The 13,381-nt window shown below is 65.8% G+C and carries 13 protein-coding genes; 7 read left to right on the forward strand and 6 right to left on the reverse strand.

The features are described from left to right. Window positions 1–26: 26 nt before the first annotated feature. Window positions 27–839: a mannan chain length control protein LmeA gene (lmeA, locus tag Q0W90_RS18420; protein ID WP_297595903.1), complete on the reverse strand. Its 813-nt coding sequence runs from the start codon at window positions 837–839 to the stop codon at window positions 27–29. A gap of 167 nt (window positions 840–1,006) precedes the next feature. Between lmeA and Q0W90_RS18425 the strand changes: the two genes are divergently transcribed. The 6 genes from Q0W90_RS18425 (at window position 1,007) to pstB (ending at window position 6,798) form a co-directional block, all read left to right on the forward strand. After that, the gene (locus Q0W90_RS18425) at window positions 1,007–1,795 is read left to right on the forward strand and encodes a response regulator transcription factor (protein ID WP_297595896.1); all 789 of its coding nucleotides are present in this window, start codon (window positions 1,007–1,009) and stop codon (window positions 1,793–1,795) included. Then, window positions 1,792–2,721, forward strand: coding sequence for a mycothiol synthase (gene mshD, locus Q0W90_RS18430; protein WP_297775674.1), 930 nt, complete (start codon window positions 1,792–1,794; stop codon window positions 2,719–2,721). Before Q0W90_RS18425 ends, mshD begins: the two co-directional genes overlap by 4 nt. Window positions 2,722–2,887: 166 nt before the next feature. Further along, complete coding sequence (pstS, locus tag Q0W90_RS18435; protein WP_297595892.1) at window positions 2,888–4,012, forward strand: phosphate ABC transporter substrate-binding protein PstS; 1,125 nt, start codon at window positions 2,888–2,890, stop codon at window positions 4,010–4,012. A gap of 51 nt (window positions 4,013–4,063) precedes the next feature. Continuing rightward, window positions 4,064–5,098, forward strand: a complete 1,035-nt coding sequence (pstC, locus tag Q0W90_RS18440; RefSeq protein WP_297775677.1) for a phosphate ABC transporter permease subunit PstC — start codon at window positions 4,064–4,066, stop codon at window positions 5,096–5,098. Beyond that, window positions 5,095–6,009, forward strand: coding sequence for a phosphate ABC transporter permease PstA (gene pstA / locus Q0W90_RS18445; RefSeq protein ID WP_297699655.1), 915 nt, complete (start codon window positions 5,095–5,097; stop codon window positions 6,007–6,009). The genes pstC and pstA overlap by 4 nt, the downstream gene beginning before the upstream one ends. A 12-nt stretch (window positions 6,010–6,021) precedes the next feature. Beyond that, window positions 6,022–6,798 carry a phosphate ABC transporter ATP-binding protein PstB gene (gene pstB, locus Q0W90_RS18450; RefSeq protein WP_297775680.1) on the forward strand — a complete coding sequence of 259 codons (777 nt, stop codon included), beginning with the start codon at window positions 6,022–6,024 and terminating at the stop codon, window positions 6,796–6,798. Between the two features lie 131 nt (window positions 6,799–6,929). Here pstB and phoU read toward each other — a convergent pair whose 3' ends face one another. The 5 genes from phoU to Q0W90_RS18475 all read right to left on the reverse strand — a co-directional run bounded on the left by phoU (window position 6,930) and on the right by Q0W90_RS18475 (window position 12,909). Further along, the gene (gene phoU / locus Q0W90_RS18455) at window positions 6,930–7,598 is read right to left on the reverse strand and encodes a phosphate signaling complex protein PhoU (RefSeq protein ID WP_297699657.1); all 669 of its coding nucleotides are present in this window, start codon (window positions 7,596–7,598) and stop codon (window positions 6,930–6,932) included. Window positions 7,599–7,656: 58 nt separating this feature from the next. Beyond that, a complete protein-coding gene (locus Q0W90_RS18460) occupies window positions 7,657–9,756 on the reverse strand; it encodes an LCP family protein (protein WP_297775683.1) in 2,100 nt (699 codons plus the stop codon). A 210-nt stretch (window positions 9,757–9,966) separates the two neighbouring features. After that, window positions 9,967–11,100: a tRNA dihydrouridine synthase DusB gene (dusB, locus tag Q0W90_RS18465; RefSeq protein WP_297775686.1), complete on the reverse strand. Its 1,134-nt coding sequence runs from the start codon at window positions 11,098–11,100 to the stop codon at window positions 9,967–9,969. A 7-nt stretch (window positions 11,101–11,107) separates the two neighbouring features. Next, complete coding sequence (locus tag Q0W90_RS18470; RefSeq protein WP_297699663.1) at window positions 11,108–12,130, reverse strand: acyl-ACP desaturase; 1,023 nt, start codon at window positions 12,128–12,130, stop codon at window positions 11,108–11,110. Between the two features lie 164 nt (window positions 12,131–12,294). Then, window positions 12,295–12,909: a TetR family transcriptional regulator gene (locus tag Q0W90_RS18475; protein ID WP_297699665.1), complete on the reverse strand. Its 615-nt coding sequence runs from the start codon at window positions 12,907–12,909 to the stop codon at window positions 12,295–12,297. 67 nt (window positions 12,910–12,976) lie between these two features. Here Q0W90_RS18475 and Q0W90_RS18480 point away from each other — a divergent pair. After that, window positions 12,977–13,381: oxygenase MpaB family protein (locus tag Q0W90_RS18480; protein WP_297775689.1), on the forward strand; the 405-nt coding region annotated here is incomplete at its 3' end.

Consider the following 13,381-nt stretch of genomic DNA (forward strand, 5'->3'; position numbering starts at 1 on the left):
GTGCTCAACGGTGTCGTCGGCGTGCGTCATGACCGTTTAAACCCGTCCAGGGTCACGGTTACTCCATGGGAGATGCCCTCGATGATGACGTCGGAGCCCCGCGCCCCCTCGGTGGTGGGCGCGACACCGAAGGGAAGTCGCTGATCGGGAAGTCTGCCGCCGAACGCGTGCAGTACGGCGTCCCGCTTGGCGGCCGGGACGGTCTGGTCGGCGGTGTCCGGACCGGTGAGGACGCCGGTGGGGGTGAACACCAACGTCGCCGGGTCATCGGGGGCGATGGAAAGGTCGACCGAGACGCTGACCCGGCGATCGAAGCCGGCCGATGTGGGCGTACCGGTGAACACGAGACCGTGGCTGTCCGAGATGCCCGACGCGGTGACGCCGCCGGTGGCGGTGTTGGTTTCCTTGGGTGGGGCCTCCACCATCAGATCGCTGATGCCCATGTATCGGCCCAGGTGCGTCGAGTCGATGATGATGCGGCTCTCCAGTTTGTCCACGGCCAGCTTCGCATCGGGCCTGACCAGCCAGGACGCCTGTGCGAGGTTCACCGAGTACATCGTGGCTTCGAGGGTGGCCCTGCCGGTCATCGCATGTTCGACGGCGTTGGCTTTGATCTCCAACTGGTTGTAGTTGCCGCGCATGGCCTGCGGAATAAAGGGAAACGCCACGATGGCCACGAATGGGTCGCTGTCCAGATTGGCCGCTTTACGCACGTTGGTCGACAGCCGGTATTCGGCGTAGATGCTGGTGCCGTAGTCGACGCCGATCGCACCGAGGGCAGCCACGGCCACCAGGGTTGCCGTCGCGGTCACAGCAATCAGCATCTTGGGCACCCGCATATTGTGGCGCACCCTCCGACGCCGCCGGATCGCCCGTGGCAGGGCTCACAGTGGCTCGTCTGCCACGCGAAAAAGCCAGGTAACACGTTATCGTTGATGACCTGGTAACTAACGCGTGATGACGTTGTGAACTTGGGAGATGCCGTTCCCCGAGCTGGAGGGACTAGTTGGAGCTTTTACTGCTGACCTCGGAGCTGCATCCCGATCCGGTCCTGCCCGCGTTGTCGCTGCTTCCGCATGCCGTTCGGACAGCGCCGCCAGAACCAGCCTCGCTGCTCGAGGCCGGGACGGCGGACGCCGTGATCGTGGACGCGCGCACCGATTTGTCGTCGGCGCGCGGGCTGTGCCGCCTGCTGAGCACGGCCGGCCGGTCGGTTGCCGTACTGGCTGTGGTGAGCGAAGGCGGGCTGGTGGCCGTCAGCGCCGACTGGGGTCTGGACGAGATCCTGCTGCCCACCACCGGGCCCGCCGAGATCGACGCGCGGCTGCGGCTGGTGGTCGGTCGCCGCGGCGGGCTCGCGGACCAGGAAAGCGCCGGCAAGGTCAGCCTGGGCGAGTTGGTGATCGACGAAGGCACCTACACCGCCCGGCTGCGGGGCCGCCCCCTCGACCTCACCTACAAAGAATTCGAGTTGCTCAAATACCTGGCTCAGCACGCCGGGCGGGTGTTCACGCGGGCGCAGTTGCTGCATGAGGTGTGGGGATACGACTTCTTCGGCGGCACGCGCACTGTCGATGTGCACGTACGTCGGCTACGGGCCAAACTCGGCCCCGAGCACGAGGCCCTGATCGGCACGGTACGCAACGTGGGGTACAAGGCCGTCCGGCCGGCGCGCGGCCGCACGCCCGCCGCCGAGCCTGACGCCGCCGAGGCGCCCGAGGGCGCCGACAATGACTCCGACTCTGACTCCGGCGATGTCCAAGATCCGCTGGTCGATCCGTTGCATACTCAGTGAGCTCATCTGACTGGCGTCGGACACTGACCGCCGAAGAACAGCAGGGTGTGCACGAACTTGTCGCTGCGGCAACGGAATTCGATGGTGTAGCGCCTGTCGGCGAACAGGTGCTGCGCGAGCTCGGGCATGACCGCACGGAGCATCTGCTGATCACAACGGCCGAGGCCGGTGCGATCGTCGGTTATCTCAATCTCAGCCCGCCGCGCGACGGGGATACGGGAATGGCGGAACTCGTGGTGCACCCGCAGGCCCGTCGGCGCGGTATCGGGGCCGCACTGGTTCGTGCGGCGTTGGCCAGAACCGGTGCGGGCAACCGATTCTGGGCGCACGGCACGCTCGAGCCCGCCCGGGCGACCGCGTCCGCGCTGGGCTTGGCGCCCGTGCGGGAACTGATGCAGATGCGACGCTCACTGCGCGATCTTCCCGACGCCGTGCCCGCGGTGCCCGGGGTGCAGATTCGCACCTATGCGGGTACGGCCGATGACGCCGAGCTGCTGCGCGTCAACAACGCCGCGTTCGCCTACCACCCCGAGCAGGGCGGCTGGAGCGACGTCGAGCTGGCGGAGCGGCGCGACGAACCGTGGTTCGACCCGACGGGCTTATTTCTCGCGTTCGACGACTCCGCGGGCGACGAGCGCGGCAGGCTGCTGGGCTTTCACTGGACGAAAGTGCATCTCGATCGGCCCGGCTTGGGGGAGGTGTACGTCGTAGGCGTCGATCCGTCGGCACAGGGTCGCGGCCTGGGACAGCTGTTGACCGCCGTCGGTATCGAATGGCTGGCGCGCCGGCTGGCCAATGCCGCCGACCCCGCCGTGATGCTTTACGTCGAGTCCGACAACGTCGCAGCGGTGCGCACCTACCAGCGTTTGGGCTTCACCACCTACAGCGTCGACACCGCATACGCGGTCGTACCCGCCGCGAACTGACCGCGGGTACGAGCGGCATCCACCCGGATCGTTAGCCTGGTGCTTGCTACCGAGACGTTGCTGTGCGCCGCGCCGGCGCATACTTTCGCCGCGACTTGGCAACCTGACAGAAGGATGACCAGCCGCGGCCACATGCGTCCGGAACGTTGTCAAGAAAGCGAGATCGGTGAAGCTCGATAGGCAGGGCAGGGCGCTGGCCGCGGTGGTGTTGGCGACGGCACTGTGCGCCACAGCGCTGACGGCCTGTGGCAGCGACGAAAACCGCCGTGGGGCCTCGGCGCCCAGCATCACCGGCGGTACCGGCACCGCGGAGTGCGGTGGCAAGAACAAGCTGACGGCGGAGGGCTCGACCGCTCAAGAGAATGCGATCACGGTCTTCAATCAGGTGTGGGGCCAGTACTGCCCGGGCAAGGGCCTGGCCTACAACCCAACCGGGTCGGGTGCCGGCCGCGAGCAGTTCATCGCCGGGCATGTGGATTTCGCGGGAGCGGACTCGCCTTTGGTCGCCGAACAGATCGGCCCCGCCGCCAACCGCTGTGGCGGGAACCCGGCGTGGGACCTGCCGCTGGTGTTCGGTCCGATCGCGATCGCCTACAACCTGCCGGGAAATCCGGCCCTGGCGGTCAGCAGTGACGTAGTGGCCAAGATTTTCACCGGCAAGATAACCACCTGGAACGACCCGGTCCTGGCCGCCCTCAATCCGGGTGTGGCGCTGCCCGACACCAAGATCACGCCGATCTACCGATCCGACTCGTCGGGAACCACCGACAACGTGCAAAAGTATCTGACCGCCGCCGCACCGCAGAGCTGGGCCAAGGGGGTCGGCACGGAATTCCAGGGAGGTGTCGGCGAGGGCGCCGCGAAGTCGGCCGGCGTCATTCAGGCGGTGCAGGCCATTGCCGGTGCCATCGGATACGTCGAGAAGGGCTTCGCCGACCAGGCCCGCGTGTCCTATGCCAAGATCGCGACCCGCGGCGGTGTGACCCCACTTACCAACGACACCGCCGGAAACGCCATCAAGGCAGCCAAATTCCTCGGCGACGGCAACGACCTGTTGCTCGACCTCAACGCCATGTACGCCTCACAGGAGCCGGGCGTATACCCGTTGGTGCTCGTCACCTACGAGATCGTTTGTTCCAAGGGCTACGACGCGGAGACCGCCGGGGCAATCAAATCGTTCCTCTCCGTGGCCGCCACCAGCGGGCAGGCCGAACTTTCCTCGGCCGGCTACATTCCATTGCCCGATAAGGTCAAGGAACGACTGGTTGCAGCGATCAATGCGCTGCAGTGACCCAGTGAGGCGGTTTCCAAGGAGCGACGGCAGAACTGTGGCGGGATCGCAGTGACAACGCCAAACCCCATCGACGCGGGCTCGGGCGCCATCCTGGCCGTGCCTTTTCCCGAGCCGCCGACGACACCCACCAGCCCCTGGGGCGAGGGGCGACCACCTGTGGGAGACCGGGTATTCCGCTGGCTGACACAGGCCTCGGGCGTGCTGATCATCGTTGTGATCGCCGCGATCGCCGTGTTCCTGTTCGGGCGCGCGGCACCGGCGTTGCAGCGGAATCGCGAAAACTTTTTCAGCTACGGCGGTAACTGGGTCACCACCGACACCTCGGCGATGCACTTCGGGATTGCCAGCCTGCTGCCGGTCACCGTGTTCGTGTCGCTGTTCGCGTTGACCTTGGCCATGCCGGTCGCGCTGGGCGTCGCCCTTTTCATCACGCAGTACTCTCCCCGGCGGCTCGCCACGCCGTTGGCCTACGCGGTCGACCTGCTCGCCGCGGTGCCCTCGATCATCTACGGCGCCTGGGGTCTGTATGTTTTGGCGCCGCAGCTGCGCCCCCTCGCCACCTGGCTCAACCGCTCCATGGGCTGGTGCTTCCTGTTCGCCGACGGCAACGCGTCAGCCGCCGGCGGCGGCACCATCTTCACCGGCGGCATCGTCTTGGCGGTGATGATTCTGCCGATCATCACCGCTGTCACCCGCGAAGTGTTCGTCCAGACACCGCAGGACCAAATCGAAGCCGTGCTGGCGCTCGGGGCCACCCGGTGGGAAGTGGTGAAGACTGTCACGCTGCCGTTCGGGCGGTCGGGGTACATCAGCGGCGGGATGCTGGGGCTTGGCCGCGCTCTGGGCGAGACGGTCGCGCTGCTGATCATTTTGCGCGGCACCCAGTCAGCATTCGGTTGGTCACTGTTCGACGGCGGCTCCACCTTCGCCACCACGATCGCGGGTGCCGCGGCGGAATTCGACGACCGATTCAAGACCGGCGCGTACATCGGTGCGGGGCTGACGCTCTTCGTGCTCACCTTCCTGGTCGACGCCCTGGCCCGCGGCGCCGTCGCCCGGGCCGGCCGAAAGGGCGTCCGATGACTTCGATGCTGGACCGCCCGCTCAAGTCGCGGACGTTCTCACCACTGACGTTTCGCCGTCGAATCACGAATCGTGTTGCGACCGCCCTTGTTTCACTGGCGTTGCTGGTGGCCGTGACGCCGTTGGTGATGGTGTTGTGGTCGGTGGTCGCCAAGGGATTCAAGGCGGTCACGTCCACCGTGTGGTGGTCGCACTCGCAAGCCGGAATGACGGCTTTCGTGACCGGTGGGGGCGCCTACCACGCACTGGTCGGCACGGTGCTGCAGGGATTGGTATGCGCTGTCATCTCCATCCCGATCGGTCTCATGGTCGCGATCTATCTGGTCGAATACGGTGGCGGTACTGCGCTGGGACGGTTGGTCTCGTTCATGGTGGACATCCTGAGCGGGGTGCCCTCGATCGTGGCGGCGTTGTTCATCTATGCGTTGTGTGTGGCCACGCTGGGTCTTCCCCGGTCCGAGTTCGCCGTATCGCTGGCGCTCGTCTTGTTGATGCTCCCGGTGATCGTGCGCGCGACGGAGGAAATGCTGCGGATCGTTCCGGTGGATCTTCGCGAGGCCAGTTATGCGCTGGGCATCACCAAGTGGAAGACCATCGTCCGGGTGGTGATCCCCACCGGGGTTTCCGGCATCGTCACCGGGATCTTGCTGGCGATGGCCAGGGTGATGGGGGAGACGGCGCCGCTGTTGATCCTGGTCGGTTATGCACAGTCGATGAACTTCAATGTCTTCAGTGACTTCATGGGGACGCTGCCAGGCATGATGTTCAACCAGACGTCGGCCGGCGCAGGCCTCAACCCCATCCCCACGGATCGGTTGTGGGGTGCCGCGTTAACCCTCATCCTGGTGATCGCCACGATCAATATCGTGGCCCGAGTGATAGCGAAATTCCTTGGCGCCAGAAAGTCATAGGCAGGAGCACTAGTGGCCAAACGGTTGGACCTCAAGGGCGTCAACATCTACTACGGGCCGTTTCACGCCGTCGCGGAGGTGACGCTGACGGTTCTGCCTCGCAGCGTGACAGCGTTCATCGGTCCGTCGGGTTGCGGCAAGACGACGGTGCTGCGCACCCTCAACCGCATGCATGAGGTGGTGCCCGGCGGGCGAGTCGAGGGCAGCGTGCTCCTCGACGACGAAGACATCTACGGCGCGGGTATCGACCCGGTCGGGGTGCGCCGGGCCATCGGGATGGTGTTCCAGCGGCCGAACCCGTTCCCCGCCATGTCGATTCGCGACAACGTGGTAGCTGGCCTGAAGCTGCAAGGTGTGCGCAATCGCAAAGCGCTCGATGAGACGGCCGAGTATTCGCTGCGCGGCGCAAACCTGTGGGACGAGGTCAAGGATCGGTTGGACCGGCCCGGCGGTGGACTGTCCGGTGGCCAGCAGCAGCGGCTGTGCATCGCGAGGGCCATCGCCGTGCAACCCGATGTCCTCCTGATGGATGAGCCCTGCTCAGCGCTGGACCCGATCTCGACGATGGCCATCGAAGAGCTGATCAGCGAGTTGAAGCAGACCTATACCATCGTCATCGTCACCCACAACATGCAACAGGCCGCCCGGGTCAGCGACTACACCGCGTTTTTCAACCTGGAAGCCGTCGGTAAACCGGGACGGCTGATCGAGGTCGATGACACGGAGAAGATCTTTTCCAACCCGAATCAAAAGGCGACCGAGGACTACATCTCGGGCCGCTTCGGCTAGCCCGAAGACGAAGCGGCTCGCGTAGCGAGGCGCGAGGAGTCGGGCGATTCAACTTAGCCCGAAGACGAAGCGGCTCGCGTAGCGAGGCGCGAGGAGTCGGGCGATTCAACTTAGCCCGGACGTGCTTTCGCTTACTGCGAGGGGGGTTTCGCTTCTTCCTCGGGCAGTTTGCCGGTCGCCTGGAAAATGACGCGCCTGGCCACCTCGACGGCGTGGTCGGCGAAACGCTCGTAGAAGCGCCCCAGCAACGTCACGTCGACGGCCGCCGCCACGCCGTGCTTCCATTCGCGGTCCATGAGCACCGAGAACAGGTGCCGGTGCAGATCGTCCATCGCGTCGTCTTCTTCGCGGATCCGGGCTGCCTTTTCCGGGTCGCGCGACAACACCACCTCTTGGGCGCTGTTTCCCAATTCGACTGCAATGCTGCCCATCTCGGCGAAATAGCCGTTGACCTCCTCGGGCAACGCGTGCTGGGGATGCCGCCGCCGGGCGATCTTGGCGACGTGCAACGCCAGCGCACCCATCCGGTCGATGTCTGCCACCATCTGGATGGCGCTCACGATAGATCGCAGATCACCGGCCACCGGTGCCTGCAATGCCAGCAGCACAAAGGCGCTTTCCTCAGCGCGCGCGCTCATCGCGGCGATCGCTTCGTGGTCGGAGATCACTTGTTCGGCCAGCACCAAGTCGGCCTGCAGCAGGGCTTGGGTGGCCCGCTCCATGGCGATTCCTGCCAAGCCGCACATGTCGCCGAGCCGCTCGGATAACTCCGAGAGCTGCTCGTGGTAGGCGGTTCGCATATCGTCAAGGATACGTTCCCCGCACCCGAGACGGGCTGCGGAGCGCCGTCAAAACCGCTTATTCGCAGGTGGTGTCGGCCGCGTTGGTGACGGTGAGGTCCTCGGGCAACTTGGCCGGCGCGCTGCTCGAGCCGCGTTCGATCTGTAACGTCATCGGCGAGCCGGTCGGTGAGGGAGCGCTGACCGACTTGAAGTCTGGGCCCAATACCACCTGCACGACCTGCCCATACCCGGAGACCCGCTGGACTTTGGCGTTGGTGAACGAGGACGCCACGGTGGCCGCGGCCTCTTCGTTGCCGGGCGAGAACAGCACCGTCGTCGCGGTCACCGAACTCGGATAATCGTCGGGCGACATCACGTTGAAGCCGTCGCGCTTGAGCTGGCTGGTTGCGGTTGCCGCCAGACCGCTCTGCGTGGTCGCGTTGGAAACCCGTACCGTCACACCGCTCGGCGAGGCCGTCGTGACCTGCTGGTGCTGCGCCTCGGGCGCCGGGGTCGGCGACTTTCTGGTGGTGGGTGCCTTGGGCGCACCAGTACCAGGCGACGCACTCAAATTCTTTGCGTTCTGGTCGTTTTCCTCTGGCAGCGGCTCGTCGTTGATGATGGCGTCGAACAGTGCCCGCATATCGGACATGCGCGGCGGTTCGTCCCCGTTCTGGTCGGTGACGCCGGTGGGCACCGTCACGAACGTGACGTGGCCGGCCGCCATCCCCTGCAACGACTGACCGAGCTGGACCAGGTCCTTGGACTTCACGTTGTCGACGACGGTGTCGCTGATGAACATGTTGACGACGTTGTTGAGCTTGTTGAGGTCGAGCAACGTGTCCGCGGAGATCAACGACCTCAGCAGCGACGACAAGAACAGCTGCTGGCGTTTGATGCGGCCGTAGTCCCCGTTGATCTCCGTGGTGACCTGGCGGGCACGGACGTAGTTCAATGCCGTGGAGCCGTCGAGGACCTGGCGGCCGCCGTGTTCCAGCACGGTGCCCAGTTCGTAGTCGTGCAGCGAACTGCTCGAGCACACCTCGACGCCGCCGAGGGCATCGACCATTTTCGCGAAGCCGGAAAAGTCGACGGCGATGAAGCGGTTGATGCTCAAGCCGGACAGCTTCTGGATTTCCTTTACCAGGCACTTCGGACCGCCGAAGGCGAACGCCGAGTTCAGTTTGGTCTCGGTGTAGATCGTCTTCGGTCCCCACGTCTGCGTCTTCGCGTCGTAGAGCGGTCCGTACTTGCCCGTGGTGGGGTTCCATGCCTCGCATTGGATCGGGGTGATCGCCAGGTCGCGGGGGAACGACACCGCCACTACGCGTTTGCGATTGGCCGGGATGTTGACCAGCATGACGGTGTCTGAGCGGGCGCCGTCGGCGTCGTCGGTGTCGCCTGCGCCCATGTTGGCGTTGTCGCCGGCGCGCGAGTCAAGGCCGACGATCAAGAAGTCTTCGTCGCCGTACTGCCCATTCGCGTCGCGGATGTCGTCCGAGTGCGGGTCGAGCGCGTTGACCGTGTTGAGCCGGGCGTTCTTCGACGTGCTCCACTGCCATGCCCCGCCCGTCATCACCAGGGCCAGCACGGCGGCCAGGGCCGCTACCGTGCGGGCGGCCAGCAACATCGGACGGCGGCGGCGTTTGGGCTGCTCGGCGGCCGCGTCGAAGGTGTCGGGAGGTTGGTCGTCGGGCGCGTCGTCGTCCGGGTAATCGGCCATGAGCTGCCGAAGCTCGGAGACCGCATCGAAGGAGTAGGCCAGGTCGTCGATGACCTGTGTTTTCTGCAGGTCGAGCGGCGGTTCGGGCTCGGGCTGGGAGGCCTCGGGAAGCCCGTACTCGGGCGGTTCGGGCTCGGACGGCCCCACCTCCGGCGCGGCGCGATGGTGAATGGGCCGGTCGGGGGTGCCGATTTTCGCGATCAGATCGGCGACGCTGACCCCGCCCCCGGCGTGGCATCCCGTTTGTTCGGCGTCATCTTCCTGCGGCTGGGCGTGCTCGATCGCAGCCTCCGGTTGCCATCGGTGGAGGCCGTCGTCGGGCGGTGGCTCGAAGAAGCGCTCCCAGGGAGCGGCGCTCAACGTGGGCGAGGGGGCCGCTGGAATCGGTTGGACGTGAGCCTCGCCCGGTACGTGCCGACCGTTACGAGTGGCGTCGTTCTCGCCGTCACTCATGTCCTACCGGCCTCCGAAGCTCTGATGCAGACGTCAGCGTGTCCGTGCGTAGCGGCAGCGCAGCGCAGCATCGTCGGGGCTGCGGCTCGTGCCACCCGTTCTTCGTCGCGCTCGTGCAGCGGCACAAAACTCATCCGCCATCCATGCGCATGCAACAAAGCCCACATCGTACTGAGTTATCGGTCCGGAAGCGATTTCGAGCCGGGCGACTCAGCCGCCGGAGTGCATGACGTCGGCGCCTGCCGGCACCGTGCAGTCGTCGGGGTCATCCAGCCAGCCTTCTGGCAGCACTACCCGGGCGGGGGAGCCCTGCCGGCCCCGGGGCCCGGTCGCCTCGTCGGGGAAAGGCACCGTGGCGTCCAACGCGTCGAGCAGGCTGTCCAGCTCGTCGAGTGATTTGACCATCGCCAGCGCTCGGCGCAGCTCGGAGCCGGCGGGGAAGCCGTGCAGGTACCAGGCGATGTGCTTGCGGATGTCGCGCATGCCCTTGTCCTCGCCGAAGTGCGCGCTCAGCAGCTGTCCGTGCCGGCGGACGATGTCGGCGACCTCTCCCAGCGTGGGCGGTGTGGGCGGCGGACTGCCGGTGAAAGCGGCCGACAGCTCGGCGAAAAGCCACGGCCGGCCCAGGCAGCCGCGGCCGATGACCACGCCGTCGCATCCGGTGGCGGCCATCATCGTCAGCGCGTCGCTGGCGTCGTAGATGTCGCCGTTGCCGAGCACCGGAATCGTGCGCACATGCTGCTTGAGGCGGGCGATCTCGTCCCAGTTGGCGGTGCCGGAGTAGCGTTGCGCCGCCGTACGGGCATGCAGTGCGACCGCGGCGGCGCCCTCGGCTTCGGCGATGTGGCCGGCATCAAGGTGGGTGTGGTGCTCGTCGTCGATGCCGATGCGGAACTTGACGGTCACCGGTATCGGGGTGCCCTCGGTGGCGCGCACGGCCGCGGCGACAATCTGACCGAACAGCCGCCGTTTGTAGGGCAGCGCCGAGCCGCCGCCGCGCTTGGTCACCTTGGGCACCGGGCAGCCGAAATTCATGTCGATGTGATCGGCCAGGCCTTCGTCGGCGATCATTTTGGCGGCCGCGTAGGTGGTCGCGGGGTCGACGGTGTAGAGCTGCAGCGAGCGCGGCGACTCGTCGGGGGCGAACGTGGTCATGTGCATGGTGGCCGGGTGACGCTCGACGAGCGCGCGGGCCGTCACCATCTCGCAGACATACAGGCCGCTGACGGTGCCGACCTGGAATTGCTCCAGTTCACGGCACAGCGTCCGGAATGCGACGTTGGTCACGCCGGCCATCGGTGCCAAGACCACCGGGCTGGCGAGCGCGATGGGTCCGATGCGCACTGCTTGGTTACCGCCGGCTCATGGTCAGCGTGCCCTCGGTCCGGTGCAGCTCGGCCGCGGTGGTCCTCTTGCCGGTGCGGGCTTCCCGGTCGAGCTGGCGCTGCTTGGAGATCTCGAACTTCTCGCAGGTCTGCTCGAGTTCCTTGATCAGCAGGGCGAGGTCGTCACGTAACCCGGCGGCCTCACCGGTGAAGTCCTCGCGCTCGAAGATGCGCCATTTCCTCAACACGGGCATGACGACCTCGTCGAGGTGGATGCGCGGGTCGTACACGCCACCGACGGCGATCATCACGGCCTTGCGCCGGAACTCCGGCACCTGGTAGCCGGGCATCTGGAAGTTGCGCAGCACCTTGTGTAGCGACTTCATCACCTGGTTCGGGGCGATGTCGAACCCGGCCTCGGTGACGTCGCGGTAGAAGATCATGTGCAGGTTCTCGTCGGCCGAGATCTTCGCCAATAGCTGGTCGGCGATCGTCTCGTTGCACGCCTTGCCGGTGTTGCGGTGCGAGATCCGGGTGGCCAGCTCCTGGAACGTGACGTAGGTGACGGAATCGAACAGGCTCTCGGCAAACAGATCGGCTCGGATCTGCTGGTTCTGGCCCGGGCTGAAGCCGCGGTTCACCACCTCGATGCGCAGCTTCTCCAGCTCGATGGGGTCGACCGCGCGGGTGACCACCAGGTAGTCGCGCAGCGCGATGCCGTGCCGGTTCTCCTCGGCGGTCCAGCGGTTGACCCACTGCCCCCACGGGCCGTCCATGCTGAAGTTCATCGCGATCTCGCGGTGGTACGACGGCAGGTTGTCTTCGGTCATCAGGTTCTGCACCATCGCCACCTGGGCGACCTCGGACAGCTGGGATTGCCCCGGCTCCCAGTCCTGCCCGCCGAGCGCGTAGTAGTTCTTGCCGTCCGACCACGGGATGTAGTCGTGCGGGTTCCAGTTCTTGTGCATGCTCTCGTGCCGGTTCAGGTACTTCTCGACGGCCGGCTGGAGTTCATGCAACAGCTGTAGGTTTGTCAGCTCGGCTGACATAGGTCCTCCAGTTATCTGTGTCGATGGGTAGCAGTCAATATATCTGTGCACTTCAGTAGCAGCAAGTTCCTTGCTTGGCGCGGCTGATAACGGTTTGACATCACCGCTCCCTGCGGTCGGCGCTCAGTTCTAAGGCTTGCCGATGCGGCGCAAAGGAAAACCCGCTACTGCGACTTACCGAGCTCTCCGGCGGGGACATAGGGCGCCGCCGTGATGTAGAGCATGTTGATGCAGTAGTCGATGAACTGTTTGCGGGTCGCCCCGAGCTGCCCATGCAGGTAGGCGGTGAACAGACCCGACAGGCCGCCGACCAGGCTGGTCGCGATCATCTTCTGCAGCACGGCATCGCCAATCCGGGACAGCTTGTGCTGCAGCAAATCGATGAAGTTGGGCATCCACTCCGCGCCCGACCGGACCAGCACCGGCTCCACCGCCGGCGCCAGCAACAGTACGCGCCCGCGGATCGGGTCATCCACCATCAGCTCGACGAAGCGTTCGACGGCCTCTCGCGGGGTCGTCGCCGACGTCAGCGTATTCATCGCGCGCGTGCAGACATCGTCGTAGACCGCGCGCACGAATTCGTCACGGTCGGCGAAGCTTTCGTAGAAGTAGCGTTCGGTCAGCGCGGCCTCGCGGCACACCGCGCGCACGGTCAGCGCAGGACCCCCGGAACCGCCGAGCAACTGCACACCGGCGCTTATGAGGTTGTCACGGCGAAGCGCGAGGCGACTCTCCAAGGGGACGCCGGTCCAGCGGCCCCGTCGTTGACCCGTCTGCACATCGCTCCTAAGCTGAAAACTGACAACGTTTGTAGTCAAAAATTCAGATACCTACAGGAATCCAATAGTGACTCAAGATACGTCCGCATCGCGCCCCCTGACCAGCGAAGCAGCGCTTCGCGACGCGACCGGCACCGCTGAGCAGTCGATTCCCGGCGGGACGACCGACGGGTCCGACGGTGTCGCCGGTGGCTGTCCGGTATCGCCGTCGGGCTACGACGCGCCGCCCGCGCCGCTGGGTCCCGATTCCCTGACCTGGCGGTATTTCGGGGATTGGCGAGGCATGCTGCAGGGCCCGTGGGCTGGATCGATGCAGAACATGCACCCACAATTGGGTGCGGCAGTCCTCGACCACTCCACGTTCTTCCGCGAGCGGTGGCCGCGGCTGCTGCGTTCGCTGTATCCCATCGGGGGAGTCGTCTTCGACGGTGAGCGTGCCCCGGTCACCGGCGCCGAGGTGCGCGACTACCAC

It is taken from the genome of Mycobacterium sp. (assembly GCF_025933915.1).
Classification (GTDB): domain Bacteria; phylum Actinomycetota; class Actinomycetes; order Mycobacteriales; family Mycobacteriaceae; genus Mycobacterium.

What these genes read in the sequence shown, in the direction of transcription:
- Q0W90_RS18460 (WP_297775683.1), bottom strand. Translation starts at nt 9,756, where the DNA reads ATGAGTGACGGCGAGAACGACGCCACTCGTAACGGTCGGCACGTACCG.
- pstA (WP_297699655.1), top strand. Translation starts at nt 5,095, where the DNA reads ATGACTTCGATGCTGGACCGCCCGCTCAAGTCGCGGACGTTCTCACCA.
- Q0W90_RS18470 (WP_297699663.1), bottom strand. Translation starts at nt 12,130, where the DNA reads ATGTCAGCCGAGCTGACAAACCTACAGCTGTTGCATGAACTCCAGCCG.
- phoU (WP_297699657.1), bottom strand. Translation starts at nt 7,598, where the DNA reads ATGCGAACCGCCTACCACGAGCAGCTCTCGGAGTTATCCGAGCGGCTC.
- lmeA (WP_297595903.1), bottom strand. Translation starts at nt 839, where the DNA reads ATGCGGGTGCCCAAGATGCTGATTGCTGTGACCGCGACGGCAACCCTG.